This is a genomic window from Rhizobacter sp. (assembly GCA_021153565.1).
Taxonomy (GTDB): domain Bacteria; phylum Pseudomonadota; class Gammaproteobacteria; order Burkholderiales; family Burkholderiaceae_C; genus Albitalea.
Map to the genome: position 1 here is coordinate 39,033 of JAJKJU010000006.1, position 24,904 is coordinate 63,936.

Below are 24,904 nucleotides of genomic sequence, written 5' to 3' on the forward strand. Positions count from 1 at the left end.
GTCATCCGATCGAAATGACGGACCGCGCGCCTTCGCGCCGTCCGATGATGTTCAAGAGATTCGAGAGTGCGGCATCGTCGCCGGTGGCTGCGCGCGCTTCGCCGCGGAAGCGCACCTTGCCGGCGGTCCAGGTGCCGTTACCCGAGAGTTGCAGCGCACCTTCAAGCGTCGAAAGGGTCATGGTCGGCGCGCCGGAGGCGCCATCGCCCGCGAGGTGCAGCCGGTAGCTGCCCAGGGAGTCGAGCGTGGAGACGCGCGAAGATGCATTGATGAATTCGATGTCCGTGCTGCCCTTCATGCTCGATCGGCCCTGCGCCGTTTCGATCGTGAAGCCGGGCGAGGTGAGCCGCACCGAGCCCCCTAGCTGCAAGGTGTTGAACGGCGTGCCAAATCCAGCGAGCCACGCGCTCGGCCACTGCCCGATCCAGTTCCCTGGCGGCGGGTCCATTTTGATCGTCGTGCTCCCGATGCCTGGACGAAACTGCAGTGCGACAGTGCCATTGAGACAACAGTCATGCCGGGCGCGAAGTTCGAACGCCAGGCCCTTCATGCCCATGGTCCATTCGAGCCGGCCGGGCAGGGCGCTGGCGTCACGGCTTTCCATTCCGCCGCTGAGCACCGGCACGGCACTGCCGGACCAGACCGTGCCGCGCGCTTCGGCGAGCAGCAGTCGCTGGTTCGTGGCCGAGGCAACGGCACTCGCAAGCCATGCCGCAGGTGCAAACGCAACAAGTCCCACGACCGTGCCGACCATGCCGCCGAAGATGCCCCAGCGCAGTGCCGCGCTGCGCGACTTGTCCCATGCAATTTCAGCGAATGTGGATTCACCCCATCCCGTGGCGGCGACGGTATTACTCCAGCCGCGGCGCGAGCCTTTGCGGCGCAAGATGGAACGAATCACGAGCCGGCTCCTATCGTCACGATCACCGTTCCGGCGTAGCCCTGCGGATTTCGCGTGAGCGTTACCTCGACCGGTCGTGCGCGCGATGCGCTTCGCGCCTCGCTCAACCAGTCACGCAAGGCATCTCCCGACACCCCGGCAAGCGTGAGCGTTGCGCGATCGCCCTGGACGCTGATGCTTGCACCGGCCCCAAGTCGCCCCGTCGCCGCCTTGAGCGGCTCGACGGCTTGCGCGACAGACACCTCGGGTGCGCCGCGAAGCGTCTTGGACTCGATCGCGAGTCTCTGCATGTTCTGCAACTGTCCCTCGAGGCGGTCGAGCGCAGCGGGCGCCTCCCGCGCGGTGCGCCATGCGGGCGCTACGAAGATGAGCCAGACGATGAAAGCCACCAGCACTGTCACGCCAAGGCCGACCGCCAGGCGTTCACGCTGGCCCATCCCGCGCCATTTGGCGGTGAGTTGAGTGTGCGCGGCGGCGATCGCCGGCGGCAGGGTCAGGGCACGCGTGTTCATGACGCCGCTCCGGTGGGGCTGCGGGACAAAGTCACGCGGCCGTCGTTGGTCGATTCGGCCTTCCACCCCAGCGGGCGCAGGCGGCTCTTGAACTGCTCCAGTTGCGGCTCCTTCCAACCCACGGTTGCAAGCGTCAGCTTGCCGTTTTCGTATTTCAAGTTCTCGACCGGCGGCTGATCGGCCGGCCACGCGGCGGCGGCGGCTTGCAGCATGGGTTCGAAATCGGTGTCGCCGGGTCTGCCTGCGCGCAGGCGCAGAAGGTCGGTTTCGCGTTGCATCACGAGTCCGGGATCCAGGCGGATAGAGTTTTCGGGTACGCGCGGGAAGGTCGACTTGACGATGCCGATCGCCGCTTCGCGCTTGGCATTGATGGCCGCCTTCAGGTTCCAGGACCAGAGGTTGAGTCCGACGATCTGCGCGATCACGAGGGCCGCCATGCCCACACGCACGGGCCGCCATGCCGGGCTCAGGAACTTCTTCCAGCTGTCGCGAAGTGCACGCGTGCCGCGATTGCGCCGGGCCAGGGTGAACTGACGCAGGTTCCACAGCGTACGAGCCGCCTGAAGCAGCCGCTGAGCCGGCGGCATGACATTGACGGGGGTACCGAGCCACCGCTCCGCGGCCGCTGCCGCGCCGGGCGTGGCGCTCCAGCGCGTACCGTGTGGCGTGGGGGCCGGGACGAGAGTTCGCGCCAGCCCGCCGTGCAGACTAAGGCAGGCCACGCCGTCAGGATGCGACCAAGTGAGCAAGATGCCATCCTCGCCGCCGCCGTTGTCATGCGAATCGGTTTCCGCGAAATGCCCGCCGGGCGGATCGTCCGGCCAGGCGTTGGGCACGACGCGGTCGACGAAGACGTTGGCCTTTTCGAGCGCGGCCAGCTCGGCGCGCAGCCAGCCGTGGTCCATCGCTGCAATCCAGGTTGGCTGCCCGGGTGCCGCTTCCGGGGCCACCGCGAAGTGCATCAGATCGGCGTCCTCAAGGACATGTTCTTCAAGTACGCCCACCAGGGCCGTGCGCATCCGCGCGGCAGGGGCTTTGGGCAGGGTGATGCGGTGCCAGCTCACATCAGCGTCGGCCAGCACTGCAACGATGGTCTCTGCCTTCGGCAGAAGCGATGCGGCGCACTGCCCCTGGGACTCCAGGAAAAGGCCGTCCGGACTGAGTGCGTAGACGAACTCTTCGGTCAGGCGCGTGCCTTCGCTGCTGCTGCCGAGCGAACCGCTCGCGCGCAACCTGCGGCGGGGAGAAATCTGAATGACGAGGATCGACATGGATGGTGCAGCCGGGCGGGGCGAAGACTACCGCAAATCAAGGACTTACGGCATGTTGTTGTAGCACGGTCGCAGCATTGTGACTTGTGTTACGCGGGGCGCTATTCCGAGGAATCCCGGCTATTTTCACGCTGACGAGACAAGACAGCGATGGTCGTACCCCGGCGCTCCATGAGAGAACTCTCTTCGAGCATGCGATCGGCCAAGCGCAGCCGGCCGCGGACTTCGAAGAATGCCGAGGAGACACTGACCTGGGATGGGAGCACGGCGTCGGCAATGCTCTTGGGCACGAGGGCCAGCATTTCCGCCGTGCTCTTGAAGTAGTTGCGCTGGCGAGTCTGGACAATTCTTTGAGCCGTTCCCCGGTCAAGGCCCGGGATGGCCGCGAGCAAGACTTCAGGCGATGCCGTGTTGACGTTGACCGGCGTGGGCATTGGCAGGATGGTGATATAGGGCTTCATGAGGTGAATGGAGTCGGCATCAACGCCCAGCCAGGCGAGTTGAGACACGTCGCGCGGCAAAAGTGGCGCGGTTTGCGAAGTATTGCCGCTTGCGGACGGGCTGATCGAGTCGTGCAGGCCGGCGGCAATGCGGTCGGCCACACCCGCCCCGACGTTGAGGGCTTGCAGGAGGTTCTTCAGCGCGTTGACCTCGGTGGCCGACACCTTACCCGTGCTGTCGACCAGATTGCGCAGGTTGTAGCGCGACTGCACGTCGGTGATGCTGCCCGACAGGAAGGCCTCGGGCCCGGTGTCGGTGTTGTTGTCCTTGTCTGCTGCGAGAAATGTGGACAGCCGGGCCTCGGCCAGAGGCACAGCCCAGGGTTCGCCGAGATGGTCCACGCCGCCGGTTTTGGCGTCTTCTGCCAGGATGAGCTTGGCCCAGTCGGCCGCCCCGGAGAGGATCCAGGACGATTGGAGGCGAGCACGTTCGGCCACCTCGACCTGAACGGCGCGCCACTGCTGCCACACCATGGATGCGGCGAGAGTGGTGATGAGCGTGACGATGATCATCGCGGTGAGCAAGGCCGCGCCGCGTTGATTGCGAGGGTGGATCGTGCGCATCATGGTCCGAGCGCCACGTCGCGCATGAGGCTGCCATTCATGTCGCCGCCCGAGAATTCGAGCACCAGGCGCACGCCGCTCGGCAAAGCCTGCCGTTGTGTGGGGGCGGGTGCGCTGGCGCTTCCCGCCGGTTGCCCCGCCTGCTGGTCGCCAGTAGATTGGCAGTTGCTCCAGGAGCCCCAGTAGCAGTACATCTGCCATTGGTTGATCCCCTTGAGCGTTTTTAACTGCCCGGTTTCCAGGCCCTGGAACTGCTGTGTGCGCATCCAGAGATCCTGCAACTCGCCGTTCGTGACGACGGCAGGGCTCGCCCAACGCAACCAGGTGCCGCCTCCGGATGTGCCTTCTGCGGCCGGCTTCAGCGACCAGGTGACGATCTGCAAGCCGCGTTCAGCGCGGCGCGTCATGCGTGCGGTGCTGCCATCGAAGGTGAGTCCGGGAACGGCAGTCGTCTCCTGGATCGCGGCGAGATCCTGCTCCCATTGGGCGATGACGGTGTTCAGCCGCAGGGTTTGTTCGAGCCGTGCCTGGCTGAATCCGCGTGCCTTCACGATGCCGTCGACGCCTTGCCACGCCATGACGGCAAGCATCGCCATGATCATCATTGCGACCATCACTTCTATGAGGGTGAAGCCGCTCGATGCGCTTGCCGTTGAGTGAGGCGTCGTGCTCATTTCCGCATCACCGTCGAGACAGTGAGAATTGGTTGCCCACCATCGGTGAACATCTGCGCGTCGACGCGGCGGAAGTTGATGTTCGGCGTCGGACGGATGATGAGTTTGCCCTTGTATGTGCGCCCCATCTGCTCACAGGTGAAGTCGCTGTCGCCAATGGACAGGCCCGGGTGCAGGAGCTTGAGGCTGATCAGCTGGTTGTCGGCGCACCATTGGCCGAAGCTTGCATCGGTCAGCCGCTCTGCGTTGTAGGCGAGCGAGCCGGCTGCCTTGATGCCGGCGCCGAGGGTGATCGCCACGATGGCGAGGGCAACCAGCACTTCGATGAGCGTGAAACCGCGCGAGGAGACGGGGTGACGGAGTTTCATTCGTTCACCACTTCGAATGGGCCGAGTCCATCAGTGACGAGCGTGAGGTGCCGATCTTCCAGGTTCAGCACGATGCGCTGTGCGCCGATCAGCGGCTCAGGGCCGAGCACCACCGCGCCCCCGCCGACGACTTCTGCCGAAATGCCGGGTGCGAGCCAGTTCTGCGGCATCTCGGCCGAAAGGGGCAGACCCAGGAAACGGAACTCGCTCGAACCAGCACTTCCATGCGGCTCCCATCGGACCAGGAGGCCCGAGGCGCGCGCTTCGGCGCGGGCCGATTCGAGCAGGGCGGCGAGCCGTGCGGCCTCTTGTTCCAGTGCGGTGGCGTTGGGATCGCGGATTGCCAGACTCACAAGGCCCGAGGCCACGGCGATCAACGCGAGGACAACGAGCAACTCGATGAGGGTGAAACCGCGGTGCCGTCGAGCGTTCACGTCAAGACCGTTTCGCGTGGGGCATGGCGACCATCGGCACGAATTGCTGCTACTGCCAGGAGCCGATGTCGGCGTTCTTGCCTTCGCCGCCCACCACGCCGTCTGCGCCCAGGCTATAGACGTCGATCTCCCCCTTGACGCCTGGATTTGCATATTGATATGCATGGCCCCAGGGATCGTTGGGTAGTTTGTCGAGGTAGGGCCGCCAATTCGACGGTACCGGGCCGGCAGTGGGCTTGGAGACCAGCGCCTGCAGACCTTGTTCGGCTGTCGGGAAGCGCTGGTTGTCGAGCTTGTACATCTTGAGCGACTGCACCAGTGTGTTGATGTCGCTCTTCGCCCCAGTGACCTTGCCTTCATCGAGACGATCGAGCACGCTGGGCACGATCAGCGCGGACAGCACGCCGATGATGAGCAGAACGACCATCAGTTCGATCAGAGTGAAACCGCACTGGCGGCGTTGAATTGCAGGCGTTGTTCTCATGGTGGCTCGTATCATGTATCGATTTCCGGGTGCGCATTGAGTTAGTTGAATCATAATCGTCGCATGCCGGCAAGACTGTCCGCTTTTGTCATCTGGGCCATTGTGGCCGCGAGCATCGCCTTTTGGGGCCTTCGGCTCTTTGTAAAGCCGCCCGTGGCGCCCGCCCACACGCAACTCGCGTCCGACTCCGGCCCCGCCCGCGTCGATCTCACACGGCTGCTCGGTGCGCCGCCGCCCGTGACAGTGGCTTCGGTTCAGGCGCCGGCCATCAGTTCCCGCTTTCAACTCACCGGTGTGATGGCGCCCAAGGAGGCCGGCCAGCAAGGCATCGCGCTCATTGCGGTGGACGGCAAGATGCCGCGTCCTTACCGCATCGGGGCGCCGATCGACGGCGAATTGGTGTTGCAGTCGGTCAGTTTGCGCACTGCATCCATCGGGCCGTCGCGCGGTTCGCCAGCTGTAGTGCTCGAATTGCCGGTGCTGCCGCCGCCTGCGACCGGGGCCTTGCCGCCTGTCGCATCGATGGTGCCGCCCACATCCGGGCCTGTTCCGCCTGTCGTCGCGGCACCCATGCCGGTGGCCCCTGTGGCTCCGGCGATGCCAGCAGTGGGCGCTCAGGGCCAGCAGCCTCCGCCTGACAGCAGATTTTCTCGAAGCGCACGTGGCATGCAGCAACAGCAGACGCAGCCGAGCTTGACCCGGTAAAACGTCACCCAGGCGTCTCGCGCCGATTTAAATGCTCGCCGGCTGAGACGGCCCCGGATCTTCGCCTTCCGCCACTTCGGTCAGCAAGGCGGCAGCGCTTTTCACAAGAGGCCAGGCGAGTGTGGCTCCTGTGCCGTCCATGCTTTCCATGCCAAGCTCGAGCAGGGCGGTCGTGTGGAACAGCGACAGTGCGATGTCCAGACCCTGGTGGCTGTGGCTGCGGCAGTAGATGCAGTAGTCGGTGACTGCGGGGGCGATGCGCGAGGCGACCATCAATGCGGCGCAAGCGGCCATGCCGTCCACGATGACGAGATGCCGCTTGCTGCCGGCAACCAGCATTACCCCGACCATCACCGCGACTTCGAAGCCGCCGAATGCAGCCAGCACCTCGACCGGGTCCGTGACGTCTTTGTGGCGGCCCTGAGCGCCGAAAAGCACAACCTGGAGATGAGCGAGGTCATCGGGCTTCATCGCCGGGCCGGCATTGACGAGGTCGCGTACGTTCGCACCGGTGAGTCGCGAGAGCACCAACGCTGAGCTTTCGTTCGACCCGATACCCAGGCCCGCGCAGGCGACCACGTTGCCGGGCAGCGCGTCGCCGATCTCCATGCCCGCGCGAATTGCGGCATGAGCCTGCTCGATGGACATGGCCGACACCACGCGCGAATTGCGCGTGCCGTGGGCGATCTTGCGAGCCAGAAGTCGGGCATGCGGGATCACCGGTTCCGACACGCCGCAGTCCACAACCGACAGCTCTAGACCCTGGATGCGCGCAAACACCGACACCGGCAACTGCGAAGTGAGCAGGCTGTGAACGATCTTGCCCGTGGACGCACGCCCCGGCGCGCTGATGCCGTCAACCGCGAGCCCGTGGTCGGCAGCGAACAATGCAAGCTGCGGTGCGCGAAAACGTGGCTTCAGCGTGTTCTGGATCAAGCCCAGCCGAATCGCAAGCGGCTCGAGTTCGCCCAGGGCGCCGGTCGTTTCACTGCGGCGCTTGAGCTTGTCCGCCAGCGCTTGCTCGAGCGTCGGGTTGGTCGTCGGGGCGATGAGCGAACGATTGACGGACATGGGTCGGGTGTTGATCGGGTGAAGCCAGTTGCGCAGCGCCGATTGTGGGGCCGGCGACTTGCTGGGCGCAAACCGCCTCCCCGCCGTCGGGAGGATATGCAGGGTGACATCAACGCAGGAACAGTCGATACACCGGGTTGTCGGTTTCGTCTTCGCACGGGTAAGCGAGCGTGTCCACGAACTCGCGGAATGCCTGTTTGTCCTGCTTCGGAACCTGGATGCCAACAAGGATTCGCCCGTAGTCGGCGCCCTGGTTGCGGTAATGGAAGAGGCTGATATTCCACTCGGGGTGCATGCTGGACAGGAAGCGCATCAGCGCGCCCGGCCGTTCCGGAAAGATAAAGCGGAACAGGCGCTCGTCGCGTGCCAGTTCGCTTCGACCACCGACCATGTGTCGCAAATGCTGCTTGGCAAGCTCATCGTGCGTGAGGTCGATGGCGGGGAAGCCATGGCGCTCGAAATTGCGGGCGATCTTGTTCGACTCGCCGCGGTTGGAGGTCGCAATGCCCACGAACACGTGCGCCTGCTTGTCGTCGGAGATGCGATAGTTGAATTCGGTGACCGATCGCGGGCCGATCAATTCGCAAAAGTGCCTGAAGCTGCCGCGCTCTTCGGGAATGGTGACTGCGAACAATGCTTCACGCTCTTCACCGACTTCGGCGCGTTCCGCGACGAACCTCAGCCGATCGAAGTTCATGTTCGCGCCGCAGGTGATGGCCACGAAGGTCTTTCCCTTGAGCTTGTGCTGCTCCACGTATTGTTTGATAGCGGCCACGCCGAGCGCGCCGGCGGGCTCGAGAATGCTCCGCGTGTCCTGGAAGACGTCCTTGATGGCGGCACAGACTGCGTCGGTGTCGACGACCACGAAGTCGTCAACGAGCTTGCGCGTGAGGCGAAAGGTCTCTTCACCGACCGTCTTCACTGCCGTCCCGTCGGAGAACAGTCCCACATCCGCGAGCGTGATGCGCTTGCCCGCCTTGACCGACCGAACCATGGCGTCCGAATCACTGGTCTGCACGCCGATGACCTTGATCTCCGGGCGCACCGCCTTGATGTAGGCCGCGACCCCCGAGATCAATCCGCCGCCGCCGATGGCCACGAAGACTGCATCCAGCGGGCCCTGGTGCTGGCGCAGGATTTCCATCGCGATCGTGCCCTGACCGGCGATCACGTCCGGGTCGTCGAAAGGGTGCACGAAGGTCAGGCCGTGCTCGTGCTCGAGTTCGAGAGCGTGGAGATATGCATCCGAGTAGCTGTCACCGTGAAGCACGACATCACCGCCGAAGGAGCGGACGGCATCGATCTTCAGTCGTGGGGTCGTCACTGGCATGACGATCATTGCCTTGCAGCCGAGGCGTTTCGCGCCCAGCGCCACGCCTTGGGCATGGTTGCCGGCAGAGGCGCAAATGACGCCGCGTGCGAGCTGCTCGGCCGACAGGTGGGCCATCTTGTTGTAGGCGCCGCGCAGCTTGAAGCTGAACACGGGTTGGCTGTCCTCGCGCTTGAGCAGCACGTGATTCGACACTCGCTTGGAGAGGCTGCGCGCGGGTTCCAGCGGGGTCTCGATGGCCACGTCGTAGACACGGGCGGTGAGAATCTTCTGAAGGTAGGCGCCCAGGGGGAGCGGCGTGGATATTCCGGCGTCCCTGCGCTTCTTCGCGCTCTTCGAGGCGCCTTTCGCGGCGATCATCTGTGTCTCCTGAGTTGCAATCCTCGCGAGCGCGGGATGATACGTGAGGGGGCTTTCCAAGCTGTCTTGTTCGCTTTTCCCCGCACCAAAGAAAAAAGCCCGAGGTCTTGCAACCTCGGGCTGAATCCACCAAGAGGAGGTGGAGGAGACAATCGGTTGGCCCTCAAAAACCGCCAATGAGAATCAGTGTAGTCGCTCATTTGCTGCACTGCAATATCAAATGCGGAAATCCAGTAGATACGCGACGTAAGTGTGACCCGTTGCACAATCCCGCCTGTCTCGGAATCGAGTCGCCCCGTCCTGCGCTTCGCGCATAAGAACGCCACAGGAATTACTCATGGAATGCACAGTCAATTGGTTGCCTGCCTCAGGCATGGGGTTGGTCGCCGAAACCGGCAGCGGTCACGTACTGATGATGGACGGCGCGCCCGATGGTGGTGGGCGAAATCTTGCGCCGCGTCCCATGGAGACCGTGCTCGCAGGGACGGCGGGGTGCACCGCCTATGACGTGGTGCTAATCCTCAAGCGTGGCCGTCACGAGGTTTCCGGGTGTCAGGTGAAGGTGACATCAGAACGGGCGACTGCCGATCCGAAGGTGTTTACGAGGATTCACATGCATTTCATCGTGAGCGGCAAGGCGCTCGCCGATGCAGCGGTGGCGCGGGCAATTCAAATGTCGCATGAGAAGTACTGCTCCGCGAGCATCATGCTCGGCAAGACCGCGGAGATCACGACGTCGTTCCAGATCGAGGCGGCTTGATCAGCGCTCGCGACGATTTCAGATGTGGTACGCAGTCGTAGTCATTACTTTCGCGGCGGCGCGCATCACCCATTTCACAGGCGCTGGCAACTCGACAGCGCCCGCTTGTTCTGCGCTCAGCGCGTGGCGTGCCTCGTCTTCTTTCATCTGCCGCACGATGGCTTGTGATCTCAGATCGGCTGCAGGCAGCGCGTCGAGGTGGCTCTCCAGGTGTTGTTCGACTTGGCGTTCCGTCTCGACGACGAAACCTAGGCTCATCGCGTCGCCTACGCGACCGGCAATGAGGCCGATGCCGAATGCGCTCGCGTACCACAGCGGATTCAATGCACTCACACGCGAGCCGAGTTCATCGAGGCGCTGTTGTGTCCATGCAAGGTGGTCGGTCTCTTCGCACGCTGCATGTTCGAAATGCTTCCGAAGCTTCGGATCGCGCGTGCTGAGCGCTTGCGCCTGATAGAGCGCCTGGGCGCAAACTTCGCCGACGTGATTGACGCGCATCAGGCCAGCTGCGCGCTTGCGATCTGCGTCTGCCAGTGATTCGCTCTGCAGGCACGCTTCCGCAGGATTTGGTCGAGACGCGTGACGCGTCCCCGCGAGTGTTCGCAATGCGTTGTCCGCGGCGACGAGCATGTGATCAAGCATGTTTTCGAATAGTCCGATGATGGATTGTCAGGATAGCGCAGCAAGCCTTTTCAACCTCTCGATTGAATGGGGTCTGCATGCTCGATCCGATCGCAACTGTCGCGATAAAGCTCGCTTCAATGCTCGTTGTGCACAGACAACATAAAGGCCTTATTCAAAGGCCGAATCCTTTGCAATGGGAAGGTCGTCTGTTGCAATACGCCCAACTTCCGCTGAGGGGGTTTGGCCTGATCAGCCCTCGAGGCAGGGTGCACGCATCGGGACCTCTTGTTTAACCTAGGAGATAGTCGCAATGAAAAAATCTCTGCTCGCTCTCGCAGTTCTGGGCGCGTTCGCTGGTGCCGCATCGGCCCAATCGTCGGTCACCATTTACGGTTCGCTGGATTTGGCCGTGCAGAAGGGCAACGGCGGCACGGCTGCCAACAATGGTGCCCTGGGCACATCCAAGGCTTGGCAGGAGAGGCAGTCGAACGCCTCGCGCCTCGGCTTCCGCGGCAATGAAGATTTGGGCGGCGGTCTTTCGGCTCAATTCCAAATTGAACATCGCTTCACTCCGGACGACGGCGCTGCGGCCACGAATGCACCGTTCTGGCAGGGTCGTTCGTACGTCCAACTGTCAAGCGCTACGCTGGGTCGCGTCTACCTGGGCCGTGAATACACGCCTGCCTTCTGGGTCCAGAACAAGTCCGATCCGTTCGGCAATGACGGTGTGGCTCAATTCGGCGCTTCGTTTAGCTGGGCTGGTTTCGCCACTCCGTCGACTGTCGTTACCAACAGCGCGACCACCTCGAACACTCGCGCCTCAAACACCGTGGGCTACAAGTCGCCCAACCTCAGCGGATTGACCGTTAATGCAGCGGTGGGCCTCGGCGAAGCCGCTGTTGCACGTGACACCGGCTTCAATGTCGAATATGCCGCGGGCCCGATCTACGCTGCGATGGCTTACGAAAAGCTCAACGGCGGCTCCGCAGAAGATGGCAACTCTTTGATCAACCTTGCGTTGCACTACGACCTCGGCATGGTCAAGCCGATGCTGTACTACGCACGAGCCAAGCTGAACGTCGGCACGGCAACCCCGACAACCAACAAGATGCTCATGATCGGTGCTCTGGCTCCCATCGGTAGCGGGAAATTGAAGGTCGCTTACGGTCGCGAGACGATTGGTGCGGTTGCCCCTGACACCAAGGGCAACATTTCGAAGTTTGGCCTTGGTTACGACTATCCTCTGAGCAAGCGGACCAATGTTTACGCCGACGTCGGGTTTGGTCGTCAAGGCGACGATGTGACGGCGGGTGTCGTCAAAAGCTACACCAATAACACTGCTTACGCCGTCGGCCTCAAGCACACGTTCTAATTCAAGACTCAATCAACGGTTAGCGAAGAGAGGTCGCCTTTGGGGCGGCCTCTTCTTTTTGGGGGCGCGTCGGTGCGCTGCGTGAGGGAATTGAGCTGGCCACCTCGCGCGCGAGCAACCGACAGGATTGCCCCATATCACTAAAAGAATCGGAGGGACATCAATGAAGGAAATGATCGCAGTAGCCGCCCTGGTGGTGGCTTCTCCCGCAGCGCTGGCGCAAAGCAGCGCCCAGGTCTATGGCATCGTCGACGCTGGTGTCAGCCGGACAACAGGCATATCCGGTGGAACCAAAACTCTTCTCGTCAGCGGCATCATGGAAGGTTCGCGTCTGGGCTTCAAAGGCAACGAAGACCTCGGTGGTGGTTACCGCGCTTTGTTTACGATGGAGCATCGCTTCGAGGCCGACACGGGTGGCATTTCTAACCGTCCGGAATCCGGCACACAGATGCCCGACAGGCTCTCCCAGGCAACGCTGTTGGGTCTGCCCGGTGCGTTGCAGCCCGTCGTCAACAGCGTTTCCGCGACGCTTGGCAACTCGATCGGCGTCAACCTGGCCGGGAACATGTGGGACCGTCAGGTGTACGTCGGGCTCGTGACGCCGTTCGGCGGCGTGCTTGCGGGGCGGCAGTACACGCCAGCCTATGAAATGGCAGCCACGTTCGACACCCTCGGTGCCCAGTCGAGCCTGTCGACCGGCCAAGTCTCATCATTTCCGCCTTCCATTGACATCCGCGTGAGCAATGCACTGGTCTACCGGATTCAGCAGGGTCCGGTGTCGGGCGCGTTGATGTACGCGCTTGGCGAAGGCAGCGCTACGACAGGCAGTCTGATCGGTGTCAACGGCATGTACAAGACCGATGCGTTTTCATTTGGAGTGGGCTACAACACGCGCAACAACGAGCTGGCCAAGAAGTCGCTGACGTCATTGGTCATCGGCGCGTCGGCGAGCGTCGGGCCGGGCACTGTTGTCGCGGAAGTTGCGTCCGTGAAGGACGACAATCCGACAGGCCTGTCTTCCATCGCCGCCGCATTGACGCCGGTGGTTGGGGCGCCCACGGCGGGTGTTGTGCAGAACGCCTATGTGGAGGGTCTCAAGCAGGACGCCCGGCTCATGCACATAGGCTACCGGCTCACCACCGGACCGAATACGTTCTATGTCGCCTACACCGCCTGGAACGATCGTCGTCCGAACAATGCGGATGTCGCGACTTATGGCGGCGTCTACACCTACTCGTTGTCGAAGCGGACGGACCTGAACCTCGTCATGACGCATTTCAACAACAAGAACCTCGCGCAGTCGGCCCCAGGTCAGGCGGGCTTCCTCGGCGGCGTGACGGCAAGTGCAGGGACCGATTCCAACAACGTGGCAGTCGGCATTCGTCACCGCTTTTGAGCGGCATCGAGCGCAGTCCAAATTCACGACTTCTCCGAGTTTTGCTTCAAGGCCGCCTTCGGGTGGCCTTTTTCTTGGGGCTCGAGCAGAAGCGTGCTCCGCGTCTTCGATTTGCGCCGATGACCCTGTTCTGGCATTTCCCTTTGACGGGTGGTGCCCGTTTTTCTCAGATAGTTGCCACTCTATCTGACCCATCCCTCGTTTGAATTCAGTCGTCGGCAGCCCGATGGCTGCCATGCACCAGCCTCTACCCATGCCTCGTTTTAGTCCTGCGTCGTTTCGTCCAAGCCGCCATCGTGATGCTCGCGGTCGCGTTCATGATGGGGCTGCTGTTCATCCAGCCAGTGCAGTTTGCCGACACCCCTGTCATGGCCGCTTATCTTTGCCTGATCGCACTGATCTTCGTGTGGATCAATCTCGTGGTGGACTTGCTGTATTTCGCCGTCGATCCATGGCTTCGAATCGAACGTCGCGTAGGAGCACACTGAAGTGTTGCTAGCGGTGGATCCAGCCAAGTCGGGTGCGTACCGGCGCTTGGCCAGCTGGCATGCTGAGCTGACCGCCTTCCGACGGGACCTGCATGCACATCCGGAATTGGGATACGAAGAAGTTCGCACCGCGGGACGTGTCGCGGAAGCATTGAAGCTCTTCGGTGTCGACGAGGTCCACGTCGGCATTGGCAAGACCGGCGTGGTCGGCGTGATCCGCGGTGCCGCGCCAGCCATATTGAACACCGATGACGGCTTGCAGCGTGTGCGAAGCATCGGCTTGCGTGCAGACATGGACGCCCTGCCCATGCGCGAGGAGAACGACTTCGCGTGGCGCTCGTCATCGCAGGGGTTGATGCACGGCTGCGGTCACGACGGGCACACTGCCATGCTGCTCGGAGCGGCGCGCTACCTCGCCCAAACGCGGCATTTCAGAGGCACTGTCGTACTCATCTTTCAACCCGGGGAAGAAGGCTTCGCAGGTGCAAAGGCCATGATCGATGACGGCCTCTTCGATCGCTTTCCTGTCGATGCTGTTTACGCGATGCACAATTGGCCGAGCCTCCCGCCCGGGACCATTGGACTCAATAGCTGGCCGATGATGGCCGCCGCGGATCGATTCGAGATCACGGTGCAGGGTCGCGGTGGACACGGTGCGCATCCCTACATGGCCATCGACCCGATTCTCGTCGCGGGCCATATCGTTATCGCGGCACAAAGCCTTGTTGCTCGCAACATCAATCCACTCGACAGCGCGGTGGTGAGCATCTGTGCCATGCATGCCGGCGAACTCGGCGCCTTCAGTGTGATACCGCGCCAGGCGCAGTTGATCGGCACCGCCCGCAGCTTCAAGCGCGAAGTGCAGGACATGATCGAGGAGCGCCTGGGCCGTCTCGCGGAATCGATCGCGCTCGGGTTCGGTGCCACCGCGCGACTCGACTATCACCGCATGTATCCGGCCACCGTCAACACGCCCGACGAAGCGGCGTTCGCTGGTGACGTTGCGGCATTGCTCGTCGGCGAAGACAAGGTGATCCGCGACCTCACGCCGAGCATGGGCGCGGAAGACTTCTCGTTCATGTTGCAGTCCAGGCCAGGCGCGTACCTGCGAATCGGCCAGGGAGGCGAAGGCGGGTGTTTTCTGCACAGTCCGCGCTACGACTTCAACGACGACATCCTTCCGCTCGGAGGCGCGTTGATGGCGGAGCTTGCAGAACAAGCCATGCCGCTGTGACAGACCCAAGTACTCGGAGGTTCGCGCAGGAGAAAAATGAAACTGAAATCGACGACCACACCGTCGAGATCGAGGAGACCGCCATGCCCACCCCATCCTGCCGGACACGCTGTCCATCGTTTACATGATGGGCAAGAAGTGGTCCGTTTGCTGCGCGGCAGAGCGGCCGGCTCAGCGTGAGCGAGGCGGCAACAGGTGTTCGCCGCGGAACAGATCTGAAGGCGTCTCGCGGTCGCGAATCAGCCACGATTCGCTGCCCGACACCATGACCTCGGCGGCCCGGCCGCGGGTGTTGTAGTTGCTGGCCATGGACATCGAATAGGCGCCCGCCGACAGCACGGCCACCATGTCTCCCGTCTTGACGTCGAGCATGCGGTCATGGCCCAGCCAGTCGCCCGATTCGCACACCGGCCCAACGACGTCGTACTGCACCGGGGAGCCGCCGTGAATTGCGCATGGCACGATGCTCATCCAAGCTTGATACATCGAGGGCCGCATCAGGTCGTTCATGCCAGCGTCGACGATGCAGAAGTTTTTCGCCTCGCCGGGCTTCAGGTAAAGCACTTCGCTCACCAGCACGCCAGCATTGCCGACGAGTGAGCGACCCGGCTCGAAAAGAATCTTGCGATGACCATGGCCGCGTGCATCGATGCGTTCGAGAAGTGCTGCGACGAGTGCATCCGCGGCCGGCGGCTTCTCGTCGGTGTAAGTGATGCCGAGCCCGCCGCCGAGGTCGAGGTGATGCAGTTTGATGCCATGAGATTCGACCGCTTCAATCAAGTCGAGCACGCGATCGAGGGCGTCGACGTAGGGCCTGACCTCGGTGATCTGCGAACCGATGTGACAGTCGATGCCCGCCACATCGATGCCTCGGAGAGAGACCGCGTGCAGGTACACCTTGACGGCACTCAGGTGCGCAACGCCGAACTTGTTGCCCTTGAGTCCCGTCGAGATGTAGGGGTGCGTTCCCGCGTCGACGTCGGGGTTCACGCGCAGGCTGACGCGCGCAGTGCGACCGGCTTGCGTGGCGACGGCCGAGAGCACATCCAGCTCGGCTTCGCTCTCGATGTTGAAGCACATCACGCCAGCGTCGAGCGCTTGGCGCATTTCTGCCCGCGTCTTGCCCACGCCCGAGAAGACGATCTTGGCCGGATCGGCGCCGGCAGCAAGCGCGCGATCGAGTTCGCCGCCTGACACGATGTCAATACCGCAACCTGCCTCGACGAAAGTCTGCAGTACTGCGAGGCTCGAATTGGCCTTCATTGCGTAGCAAATGAGGTGATCTCGTCCACGCAGTGCGCGCTGATACGCGTCAATCGCCTCGAGCATCGACGCCTGCGAATACACATACAAGGGCGTCCCGTGGCGCGTGGCCAGGTCGGAAAGGGCACAGTCTTCGAGATGCAGCGTGTCGCCGCGATAGGCGACATGCGGCGAACCAGGCAGCATCATTTTGAGGGGGAAGGTGAGGAAGCGGAGGAGGGTGGCTCGACTGCGGTCGAAGCCGAGGCGCGAACCGGCTGGATACCGGTGGAGACGGGTTGAGCAAGTGTCAGTGGGCCCTTTTGCCCGCAGGCACCAAGCACCAGGATAGCGGCGAAAGAGCCTGCTGCCGTCATCGTGACAACCCTGGGGGATAAACTGCGACGGCATTTCAACATCCCGCAATTTTACCGACCATGCCTGCCCAGATTGCCCCGACTCCGCTGACGGACAGCGAATACCACGTCAAGACTGCCGCTGTGCTCGCGTGCATCGAGGTGGCGGTGGATAGCTTTCTGCAGAACGACGTGGTCGATATCGACGCGAATCGGGCTGGTGGGCTTCTGGAGCTGGGATTTCCGAATGGCAGCAAGATCGTGCTCAATACGCAGCCGCCCCTGCATGAGCTGTGGATGGCAGCGCGCTCCGGCGGCTACCACTACAAGCATGCGAACGGCCAATGGCTCGATCGCGAGGGCCGAGAGTTCTTCGAGGCGCTGTCGACTTGCGCGAGCGAACAGGCCGGAGTCTCGTTGAGGTTCGCGCCACCGGCTTGATGCGTTGCGAAGGCGCCGCTCGGTTGTCGATCAGCGCTTGAACAAATCGAGGATGCTCTTGCGCTCCTCCTCGGTCGGCATCGTCGGCAGTTTGTCTTCGAGACCCACGCTGCTCACCCCGGTGCCGTGGGTGTATTCCTCGTAGTACCACTCGCCATTGATATTGACGACGCCTTCGGGCGCGGGTGGTTCTTCGATGGGAATGCCTTTCAAGGCATAGCGCATGTAGTCGATCCAGATCGGCAGCGCAAGTCCGCCCCCCGTTTCGCGGTCGCCCAGCTTGTGCGGGTTGTCGTAGCCGATCCAGACAATCGCGGCCAGATGCGGCTGGTAGCCCGCAAACCAGGCGTCCATCGAATCGTTGGTCGTGCCGGTCTTGCCATACACGTCGGGTCGCTTCAGCTTCTCCTGCGTGCCGGCAGCGGTGCCGGAACGGGTCACCTCCTGCAGAAGGCTCGTCATGACGAATGCATTGCGCGCGTCGAGCGTGCGCATCGATTCATCCAGGGCCGGCGGTTTAACCTCGGTCAGCACCTTGCCCTTGTGATCGGTCAGCTTGCCGATAAGGTATGGGTTGAGTCGATAGCCACCGTTGGCGAAAACCGAATACGCACTTGCCACTTGCAAAGGTGTGACTGAGCCAGCACCCAATGCCATCGTGAGATAGGCCGGGTGCTTATCTGCTTCGAAGCCGAATCGTGTTATCCACTCTTGCGCGTAGGGCGCGCCGATCGACTTGAGAATGCGGATCGACACCATGTTCTTCGACTTCTTGAGAGCCGTGCGGAGCGACATCGGGCCTTCGAACTTGCCGTCATAGTTCTTCGGCTCCCACGGCTGGCTGCCGGTGGTGCCAGCGTCGAAGAACAAGGGCGCGTCGTTGACGACAGTCGCCGGCGTGAAGCCTTTTTCGAGGGAAGCCGAGTAGATGAAGGGCTTGAAGCTTGATCCGGGCTGTCGCCAAGCCTGCGTCACGTGATTGAACTTGTTCTTCGCGTAGTCGAAGCCGCCGACCAGGGCATGGACGGCACCGGTGCGTGGATCGACCGAGACGAAAGCACCCTCGACTTCAGGCAGCTGGGTGATGAACCAGTCGTTCTTCGGTCCACCCTTCACGAGTCGAATCACCGCGCCTGGGCGAATCTGAGTCTTCGGATTGGCCTTGTTCGACAGCCCAGAGGCTGCAGGCTTCAGGCCTTCGCCGACGATCGTCGCCGACTCGCCGTTTTGCAGCACGGCCACGACCTTTTTCGGACCCGCTTCGATGGCCACCGCAGCCTTGATCTCGTCGTTGTCCGGATGATCGACGAGGGCTTCTGCAATCCGCGCATCGAGCTCCTTCGAGTTTCCCGGAAGATCGATGTAGGCCTCGGGGCCCCGATATACCTGGCGGCGCTCGAAGTCCATGATCCCGTTTCGCAGCGCCCGGTAAGCGACCATCTGCTCGCCGGAATCGATGGTCAGGTACACGTTCAGCCCACGTGTATAGGCTTCTTCACCGTACTGCGCGAAGATCAGTTGCCGCGCCGCTTCGGCCACGTATTCGGCATGAACTGGCACGTCGGCTGGCGCACGATAGCGAAGCTTTTCCAGGCGTGCGAGGTCGTGCTGTTCCGGCGTGATGAACCCGTTCTCCAGCATGCGGTCGATGATGTATAGCTGTCGCACCGTAGCGCGCCGAGGGTTGGTGATGGGGTTGTAGGCTGAAGGCGCCTTGGGCAGCCCCGCAAGCATCGCCGCTTCGGCAATGGTGATGTCCTTGAGCGGCTTGCCGAAGTAGATCTCACTCGCCGACGAGAAGCCGTAGGCCCGCTGGCCGAGGAAGATCTGGTTCATGTAGACCTCCAGAATCTGCGGCTTCGTGAGCTGGCTCTCGATCTTGAGCGCGAGAAGAATCTCGTAGATCTTGCGGGTGAAGGTCTTCTCCGTCGACAGATAGAAGTTGCGAGCAACCTGCATGGTGATGGTGGAGGCGCCCTGGCTGCGAGCTTCGCCGAACTGCGCGAAGGCGGCGCGCACCACGCCCTTGTAGTCCACGCCGCTGTGTTCGTAAAAGCGCGAGTCTTCGATGGCGAGCACGGCCTGCTGCATTACCTTCGGGATTTCGCCGATGGGCGTGAAATTGCGTCGCTCCTCGCCAAACTCACCGACCAGAACGCCGTCCGCGGAGAAGATGCGCATCGGAAGCTTCGGGCGGTAGTCAGTGAGGCTCGCAGTTTCGGGCAGGTTCGGATAGGCCACCGCCAGCGCTATGGCGGCAAGCATCAATATCGACAAGATGGCCGCGAGGCCCAGGCCAGCCAGCCAGGTGAGGGTTCGGGCAATCCACTGCCCCCAAAGTGGCAGAGATGAATGAGACTTGCGCGGGGGCCGTTTGGCTTCGTGCTCGGATGAGCTCATGGGACTCCAATGATGCTGCCAGGAATTATAGGAACTCGGTTACAGCTGATTCGGGGGTAGCGTGAATTGGTTCGCAACCAAGCGTGAGTCGACTGCAAAACTTCTCAGGGTTCTCCTTGAAAATAGCGGCTTAATCGGTGCGAACCCGTCTTGGTTTTGCAACGGGACGGGGGTCCTGGAAGCGGAAATCTCGTTGTGGGGCAAAGACTTTACTGCTAGCATTGAAGTAACTTATTAACAGTCCAGTGCAGCCTTTCGAGGCTGCCTGGGAGAGGGCGTTGTGAGCTTTCTGGACACGTTGTTGGGTCGCAAACATCCACCGATGATCGGGTTGGACGTTAGCTCGTCCAGCGTCAAATTGGTGGAGCTATCTCAAAATCCTTCCGGTGAATATGTCCTGGAGCGATTTGCCGCCGAAAGCTTCGAAAAAGGCTGGATTCAAGACGGCCAAATCGAGAAATTCGACGAAGTGGCGGACGCCGTCAAACGGGTCGTCTCCAAGAGTGGCACCAAGACCAAGAACGTCGTCATGGCCATGCCCCAGTCGGCGGTCATTACGAAGAAGATCATGCTTCCCGCAGGACTGCGCGAGGAAGAACTCGAGCTTCAGGTCGAATCCGAAGCCAACCAGTACATCCCCTTTTCGCTCGACGAAGTGAGCCTCGACTTTTGCGTCATTGGTCCGAGCCCCACCTCGGTCGGCGACGTCGAGGTCCTGATCGCCGCGTCTCGCAAGGACCGCGTGCAGGATCGCCAGGGCCTCGCCGAAGCAGCGGGGCTGAAGCCAATGGTGCTCGACATCGAGTCGCATGCGTCCCGTCTCGCGATGAGTCGCGTCGTGGCGACTTTGCCGAATGAAGGCCGCGACGCCCTGGTTGCCCTCTTCGAAATTGGAGCCGACACGACCAGTCTCAAAGTCCTGCGCGACGACGAGATGCTCTACGACCGTGACCAAGCCTTTGGCGGATCGCAGCTCACGCAGCTCATCTCGCGCCAATATGGGTTTTCGTTCGAGGAGGCCGAGCAGAAGAAGCTGGCCGCCGACCTGCCCGACGACTACGAGACATCCATCCTCGCGCCATTCGTCGACAGCCTTTCGCAGGAAATCGGGCGCGCGCTGCAGTACTTCTTTACCAGTACGCCACATCACAAGGTCCACTACGTGATGCTCGCCGGTGGAACGGCCACGCTGCCGGGTCTCAAGGACCGCGTGACCGAGCTCACCGGTTTTGCATCGATGGTGGTCAACCCATTCGACAATATGAAGCTTGGCAGCGCCGTGCGTGAGAGCAAGCTGCGCCGTGAGGCACCGTCATACCTGACGGCCTGCGGCCTGGCGATGCGGAGGTTCCTGCAGTGATCCTCATTAACCTACTCCCGCACAGGGAGGAAAGGCGCAAGCGGCGCAAGGCAGCGTATTTCATCGGTTTGGGCGTGTCTGCGGCCGTCGGCTTGGCGGTCGTCGGAATCTGGTTCCTCGTCTTGCAGCAGCTCACGTCATCGCAACGCGATCGCAATGCCTACCTGGGCGGCGAAATCAAGAAGCTCGAAGTCCAGATCAAGGACATCGCGACCCTGCGTGCCGAAATCGAATCGCTAAAGGCGCGCCAGAAGGCGGTCGAAGATTTGCAGATCGATCGCAATGTGCCGGTTCACGTGCTTAATGAGCTGGTGAAGCAGACTCCGGAAGGGGTGTATTTCACTTCGGTGAAGCAGGACGGTCAGACCCTGAACGTCAACGGCGTTGCCCAGACTAACGAGCGCGTCTCGGAGTTCCTGCGCAATACCGCCAACAACTCTGAATGGCTCGTCAAGCCCGAACTCGTCGAGATCAAGGCATCGACGACGAGCGCTGGACGGGACCAGAAGCGGCTCTTTGACTTCGGGGTGCGTCTGACGGTGAAGCGTCCGCAGGACAAGGCGACGGCCGATGCAATACCGGCCGCGAAGCCGGCAAGTTCGGCTGCGGTCGCAGCGAAGAAAGCCTGAGTCCGACATGGCAAACAAGAATGTGAATGTCGATCTGAACTCGGTCTTCGAGGGGGCGGCCGCGCAGTTTCGCGGGCTGAATCCCAATGAACCCGGTCAGTGGCCCGCGCTGCCCAAGGCGGTGACCTGGTCGATTCTTTGTATTGCTGTGGTGGTCGTTGGCTGGTTTTTTCTGTTGTCGAGTGCCAACGACGAACTCGAGGCAGAGCGGGCCAAGGAGCCTGCGCTCAAGACCGACTATCGCAACAAGCTCGCGCAGGCTGTGAACCTGCCTGAACTCCGCAAGCAGAAGCTGCAGGTCGAAGAGTACGTGACCCAACTTGAGAAGCAATTGCCTGGCAAGGCCGAAATGGACGCGCTGCTTTCGGACATCAATACTGCCGGTCTCGGCCGAGGTCTGCAATTCGAGTTGTTCCGTCCAGGTCAGGTCGTCGTGAAAGACTACTACGCGGAGTTGCCGATTTCGATCAAGGTGACGGGGCGGTATCACGACATCGGGGCTTTCGCAGCCGATGTGGCCAATCTGTCGCGCATCGTCACGCTTCACAACATGAATATCACCGGTGCCAAGGATCCCACCAGCGCCTTGTCCATGGAGGCGACTGCACGGACTTATCGCTACCTCGATCCTGCCGAAGTCGAGTCGGTCCGCAAGGCGAACGAGAAGCCGAAGGCGGGTGCCAAATGATCACGAGATTTAGTCTCGGCACATTGGCCGCATCAATGCTTGTGGCGTCTCTTGCAGCGTGCTCTGGCGAGCAGGACGAATTGGCTCAGTGGATGGAGCAGCAAAAGCACGAGGTCAAGCCGAGTGTGCTGCCATTGTCGCCGCCAAAGAAGTTCGATCCACAACCCTATTTGGCCCTTTCGGGCGTCGACCCCTTCAGCCAACAAAAGTTGACCGTGGCCCTCAAGCAGGAAGCCCGACAGCCGAATTCCATGTTGGCGGCGGAAATCAACCGGCGCAAAGAACCCTTGGAAGCCTACCCCTTGGACGGAATGTCGATGGTTGGCAGCGTGGCGAAGCACGGTCAGCCGTATGCCCTGCTGAAAGTGGACAGCCTGCTGTATCAGGTCAAGGTCGGTGACTATCTCGGGCAGAACTACGGAAAGATCACCAAGATCACCGAAACCGAAATTTCCCTGAGAGAGATTGTTCAGGATGCGGCTGGCGAATGGATTGAGCGTCCGGGCTCACTCCAGCTCCAGGAGAAATCGCGATGAAGTGCATGCAGGAGACAGGAATGACTGGCAATTGGGGGGCGCGAATACTCGCGCTAGTGGTGTGCCTTGGCGCGACGATTCCGGCGTGGGCGCAGAACGCGATCCAGTCGATCAACAGTAGCCAGCAAGCGGGCTCTGACATCATTCGCATTGAATTGGCTCAGCCGCTGGCCACGGTGCCCAACGGATTCACGGTACAGACGCCTCCGCGCGTTGCCATCGATCTTCCGGGCGTGACGAATGCGCTGGGCAAGTCGAGCGTTGACATCAACCAGGGCAACCTGCGTTCGATCAACGTTGCGCAGTCGGGCGAGCGATCGCGCCTCGTGCTCAATCTCAAGCAGCCGGCGAACTATCAGGTCCAGTTGGAAGGCAAGATTCTTCTGGTTGTTCTTGCCGCCCCGACGGCGGCCCCTGTTGCCTCCGGTGCGGCGACCAGCAGTGAGCCGGTGCATTTCGCTGAGAGCCTGAATCGCTCGCCGGTGGCACTGCGCGACATCGACTTCCGCCGCGGGCCGGACGGTGCGGGCCGGCTTGTGGTCGATCTCCCGAGCAATCAGGTCGGCGTCGACATCCGTCAGCAAGGTCAGAGTCTCGTTGTCGAATTCCTGCGGTCAACCTTGCCCGACAACCTGCGTCGTCGTCTTGACGTCACAGACTTCGGCACTCCAGTGCAAACCGTCACTGCGACGCAAAGTGGCGACCGGGTTCGGCTGATCGTTGACCCTCGCGGTGCGTGGGAACACAGTGCCTATCAGAGCGACAACCAGTTCGTGCTTGAAGTGCGGCCGCAGAAGATCGACCCGAACAAGTTGACGCAGGGTCCTGGCTACTCTGGGGAAAAGCTGTCGCTCAATTTCCAGAACATCGAAGTGCGTGCGCTGCTGCAAGTTATCGCCGACTTCACGAACTTCAACGTGGTGACGAGCGATTCTGTGACTGGCAATGTCACCTTGCGTTTGAAAGACGTTCCTTGGGATCAGGCCCTCGACATCATTCTGCAGGCCAAGGGATTGGGACTGCGCAAGTCCGGCAATGTGATCTGGATCGCGCCCAAAGATGAACTCGCGGCGAAGGAAAAGGTCGACCTCGAAGCGAAGGCGCAGATTCTGGCGCTTGAGCCTGTGCGCACGCAGTCCTACCAGTTGAACTACACGAAGGCGGAAGAAGTGGCCAAGGGTCTGACCGGGCAGTCCACTGGGCAGAGCGGCGGCACGGCAAGCCGCATCTTGTCGCCACGCGGCAGCGTGATCTTCGAGACCCGAACGAATCAACTGTTCGTGAGCGACGTTCCGTCAAAGCTGGAAGAAATCCAGGCGATGATCACCAAGATCGACATCCCGGTTCGCCAAGTGTTGATCGAAGCACGCATCGTCATCGCTGACGACAAGTTCGGGCGGTCGCTGGGCGTGAGGTTGGGAGGCTCCGACCTTCGTGGCCTTCGCGGAGGCACCCCTGGATACAGTATCGGAGGCGACAACCGCGTCACCGTCGGCGGGAACATGAACGCTGTGGGAGCGCAGACACAGCAGACCACGGCGACATCGGTTCCCTTCACCGACACTCAGTTCGTGAATCTTCCTGCCACTGGGCAGAACAATTTTGATGCGGCCACGTTTGCGCTGTCGTTGTTCGGGGCATCGTCCAATCGTTTTCTGAACCTCGAGATCTCGGCCCTGGAAGCTGATGGCAAGGGCAAGGTGGTTTCAAGCCCGCGCGTCATCACGGCCGATCAGGTCAAGGCCTTGATCGAACAGGGTGAAGAGCTTCCGTACCAGACTGCGACATCGAGCGTGGCCACGGCACTGCAGTTCCGCAAGGCGAACCTGCGACTCGAGGTGACGCCCCAAATTACGCCGGAAGGCAACGTGATACTCGACGTCGACGTCAACAAGGACAGCGTGGGTCGTGTGACAGCAGCCGGCTTCGCGATTGATACCAAGCATGTGAAGACGCAGGTGCTGGTCGAGAACGGCGGCACGGTGGTGATCGGCGGTATCTTCGAGCAGACAGATCGGGAAGACATCACGAAGGTGCCGTTCTTGGGGGATGTTCCTTACTTGGGCAACTTGTTCAAGACGAAGACAAAAACCTCGAACAAAACTGAATTGCTGATCTTCATCACGCCCAAGGTGGTGAGTGATCGTTCCGCTGCCCGCTGATCGGCAATTCGAATATCAACGCCCGACATAGAGTGAGGCTTC

The 24,904-nt window shown here is 61.6% G+C and carries 24 protein-coding genes and 1 pseudogene; 12 read left to right on the plus strand and 13 right to left on the minus strand.

Annotated features, from left to right (window positions below):
* Position 1: 1 nt before the first annotated feature.
* The 8 genes from gspN to gspG form a co-directional block, all read right to left on the minus strand.
* Positions 2 to 901: a type II secretion system protein N gene (gspN, locus tag AC30NL_RS00525; protein WP_489462057.1), complete on the minus strand. Its 900-nt coding sequence runs from the start codon at positions 899 to 901 to the stop codon at positions 2 to 4.
* Entirely contained in the window at positions 898 to 1,413 is a 516-nt protein-coding gene (locus AC30NL_RS00530) for a type II secretion system protein M (protein ID WP_489462058.1), read from the minus strand. The genes gspN and AC30NL_RS00530 overlap by 4 nt, the downstream gene beginning before the upstream one ends.
* Positions 1,410 to 2,684, minus strand: a complete 1,275-nt coding sequence (gspL, locus tag AC30NL_RS00535; RefSeq protein WP_489462059.1) for a type II secretion system protein GspL — start codon at positions 2,682 to 2,684, stop codon at positions 1,410 to 1,412. The genes AC30NL_RS00530 and gspL overlap by 4 nt, the downstream gene beginning before the upstream one ends.
* Before the next feature lie 101 nt (positions 2,685 to 2,785).
* Entirely contained in the window at positions 2,786 to 3,751 is a 966-nt protein-coding gene (gene gspK, locus AC30NL_RS00540; protein WP_489462060.1) for a type II secretion system minor pseudopilin GspK, read from the minus strand.
* Positions 3,748 to 4,422 (minus strand): prepilin-type N-terminal cleavage/methylation domain-containing protein, encoded by a 675-nt coding sequence (locus tag AC30NL_RS00545; protein ID WP_489462061.1) that lies wholly within the window; start codon positions 4,420 to 4,422, stop codon positions 3,748 to 3,750. The genes gspK and AC30NL_RS00545 overlap by 4 nt, the downstream gene beginning before the upstream one ends.
* Entirely contained in the window at positions 4,419 to 4,790 is a 372-nt protein-coding gene (gene gspI / locus AC30NL_RS00550) for a type II secretion system minor pseudopilin GspI (protein ID WP_489462062.1), read from the minus strand. The genes AC30NL_RS00545 and gspI overlap by 4 nt, the downstream gene beginning before the upstream one ends.
* Complete coding sequence (locus tag AC30NL_RS00555; RefSeq protein WP_489462063.1) at positions 4,787 to 5,224, minus strand: prepilin-type N-terminal cleavage/methylation domain-containing protein; 438 nt, start codon at positions 5,222 to 5,224, stop codon at positions 4,787 to 4,789. Before AC30NL_RS00555 ends, gspI begins: the two co-directional genes overlap by 4 nt.
* A gap of 49 nt (positions 5,225 to 5,273) precedes the next feature.
* Positions 5,274 to 5,708, minus strand: coding sequence for a type II secretion system major pseudopilin GspG (gspG, locus tag AC30NL_RS00560; protein ID WP_489462064.1), 435 nt, complete (start codon positions 5,706 to 5,708; stop codon positions 5,274 to 5,276).
* Positions 5,709 to 5,771: 63 nt separating this feature from the next.
* Between gspG and AC30NL_RS00565 the strand changes: the two genes are divergently transcribed.
* Positions 5,772 to 6,413, plus strand: coding sequence for a type II secretion system protein N (locus tag AC30NL_RS00565; RefSeq protein ID WP_489462065.1), 642 nt, complete (start codon positions 5,772 to 5,774; stop codon positions 6,411 to 6,413).
* Between the two features lie 27 nt (positions 6,414 to 6,440).
* Here AC30NL_RS00565 and AC30NL_RS00570 read toward each other — a convergent pair whose 3' ends face one another.
* On the minus strand, positions 6,441 to 7,484 hold the full coding sequence (locus AC30NL_RS00570) for a nicotinate-nucleotide--dimethylbenzimidazole phosphoribosyltransferase (RefSeq protein ID WP_489462066.1): 1,044 nt from the start codon (positions 7,482 to 7,484) through the stop codon (positions 6,441 to 6,443).
* Between the two features lie 109 nt (positions 7,485 to 7,593).
* Positions 7,594 to 9,174, minus strand: a complete 1,581-nt coding sequence (gene ilvA, locus AC30NL_RS00575) for a threonine ammonia-lyase, biosynthetic (RefSeq protein WP_489462067.1) — start codon at positions 9,172 to 9,174, stop codon at positions 7,594 to 7,596.
* 337 nt (positions 9,175 to 9,511) lie between these two features.
* Here ilvA and AC30NL_RS00580 point away from each other — a divergent pair, with 337 nt between their 5' ends.
* Positions 9,512 to 9,934, plus strand: coding sequence for an OsmC family protein (locus AC30NL_RS00580; protein ID WP_489462068.1), 423 nt, complete (start codon positions 9,512 to 9,514; stop codon positions 9,932 to 9,934).
* 18 nt (positions 9,935 to 9,952) lie between these two features.
* Here the strand turns inward: AC30NL_RS00580 and coq7 are convergent, their stop codons facing one another.
* Entirely contained in the window at positions 9,953 to 10,576 is a 624-nt protein-coding gene (gene coq7, locus AC30NL_RS00585; protein ID WP_489462069.1) for a 2-polyprenyl-3-methyl-6-methoxy-1,4-benzoquinone monooxygenase, read from the minus strand.
* Positions 10,577 to 10,868: 292 nt separating this feature from the next.
* Between coq7 and AC30NL_RS00590 the strand changes: the two genes are divergently transcribed.
* The 4 genes and pseudogenes from AC30NL_RS00590 to AC30NL_RS00605 all read left to right on the plus strand — a co-directional run bounded on the left by AC30NL_RS00590 (position 10,869) and on the right by AC30NL_RS00605 (position 15,048).
* Positions 10,869 to 11,930 carry a porin gene (locus tag AC30NL_RS00590; RefSeq protein WP_489462070.1) on the plus strand — a complete coding sequence of 354 codons (1,062 nt, stop codon included), beginning with the start codon at positions 10,869 to 10,871 and terminating at the stop codon, positions 11,928 to 11,930.
* A 163-nt stretch (positions 11,931 to 12,093) separates the two neighbouring features.
* The gene (locus AC30NL_RS00595; protein ID WP_489462071.1) at positions 12,094 to 13,326 is read left to right on the plus strand and encodes a porin; all 1,233 of its coding nucleotides are present in this window, start codon (positions 12,094 to 12,096) and stop codon (positions 13,324 to 13,326) included.
* 320 nt (positions 13,327 to 13,646) lie between these two features.
* Positions 13,647 to 13,814 (plus strand): annotated as a pseudogene (locus AC30NL_RS00600) (ABC transporter permease); the annotation flags it as partial.
* A 13-nt stretch (positions 13,815 to 13,827) separates the two neighbouring features.
* A complete protein-coding gene (locus tag AC30NL_RS00605) occupies positions 13,828 to 15,048 on the plus strand; it encodes a M20 aminoacylase family protein (protein ID WP_489462072.1) in 1,221 nt (406 codons plus the stop codon).
* A gap of 171 nt (positions 15,049 to 15,219) precedes the next feature.
* Here the strand turns inward: AC30NL_RS00605 and lysA are convergent, their stop codons facing one another.
* A complete protein-coding gene (lysA, locus tag AC30NL_RS00610) occupies positions 15,220 to 16,500 on the minus strand; it encodes a diaminopimelate decarboxylase (RefSeq protein WP_489462073.1) in 1,281 nt (426 codons plus the stop codon).
* 227 nt (positions 16,501 to 16,727) lie between these two features.
* On the opposite strand from lysA, the gene cyaY reads away from it, so the two are divergent.
* The gene (gene cyaY, locus AC30NL_RS00615; protein WP_489462074.1) at positions 16,728 to 17,087 is read left to right on the plus strand and encodes an iron donor protein CyaY; all 360 of its coding nucleotides are present in this window, start codon (positions 16,728 to 16,730) and stop codon (positions 17,085 to 17,087) included.
* 30 nt (positions 17,088 to 17,117) lie between these two features.
* Here the strand turns inward: cyaY and AC30NL_RS00620 are convergent, their stop codons facing one another.
* Positions 17,118 to 19,487, minus strand: a complete 2,370-nt coding sequence (locus AC30NL_RS00620; RefSeq protein WP_489462075.1) for a penicillin-binding protein 1A — start codon at positions 19,485 to 19,487, stop codon at positions 17,118 to 17,120.
* 280 nt (positions 19,488 to 19,767) lie between these two features.
* On the opposite strand from AC30NL_RS00620, the gene AC30NL_RS00625 reads away from it, so the two are divergent.
* Genes AC30NL_RS00625 through AC30NL_RS00645 form a run of 5 tightly spaced genes read left to right on the plus strand, consistent with a single transcriptional unit; the run spans position 19,768 to position 24,862 of the window.
* Positions 19,768 to 20,847, plus strand: a complete 1,080-nt coding sequence (locus AC30NL_RS00625) for a pilus assembly protein PilM (protein ID WP_489462076.1) — start codon at positions 19,768 to 19,770, stop codon at positions 20,845 to 20,847.
* Positions 20,844 to 21,476 (plus strand): PilN domain-containing protein, encoded by a 633-nt coding sequence (locus tag AC30NL_RS00630; RefSeq protein ID WP_489462077.1) that lies wholly within the window; start codon positions 20,844 to 20,846, stop codon positions 21,474 to 21,476. The genes AC30NL_RS00625 and AC30NL_RS00630 overlap by 4 nt, the downstream gene beginning before the upstream one ends.
* A 7-nt stretch (positions 21,477 to 21,483) precedes the next feature.
* Positions 21,484 to 22,164 (plus strand): type IV pilus inner membrane component PilO, encoded by a 681-nt coding sequence (locus AC30NL_RS00635; RefSeq protein WP_489462078.1) that lies wholly within the window; start codon positions 21,484 to 21,486, stop codon positions 22,162 to 22,164.
* A 35-nt stretch (positions 22,165 to 22,199) separates the two neighbouring features.
* Positions 22,200 to 22,700: a pilus assembly protein PilP gene (locus AC30NL_RS00640; protein ID WP_489462096.1), complete on the plus strand. Its 501-nt coding sequence runs from the start codon at positions 22,200 to 22,202 to the stop codon at positions 22,698 to 22,700.
* Positions 22,697 to 24,862 (plus strand): type IV pilus secretin PilQ, encoded by a 2,166-nt coding sequence (locus AC30NL_RS00645; protein ID WP_489462079.1) that lies wholly within the window; start codon positions 22,697 to 22,699, stop codon positions 24,860 to 24,862. Before AC30NL_RS00640 ends, AC30NL_RS00645 begins: the two co-directional genes overlap by 4 nt.
* Positions 24,863 to 24,904: the final 42 nt, after the last annotated feature.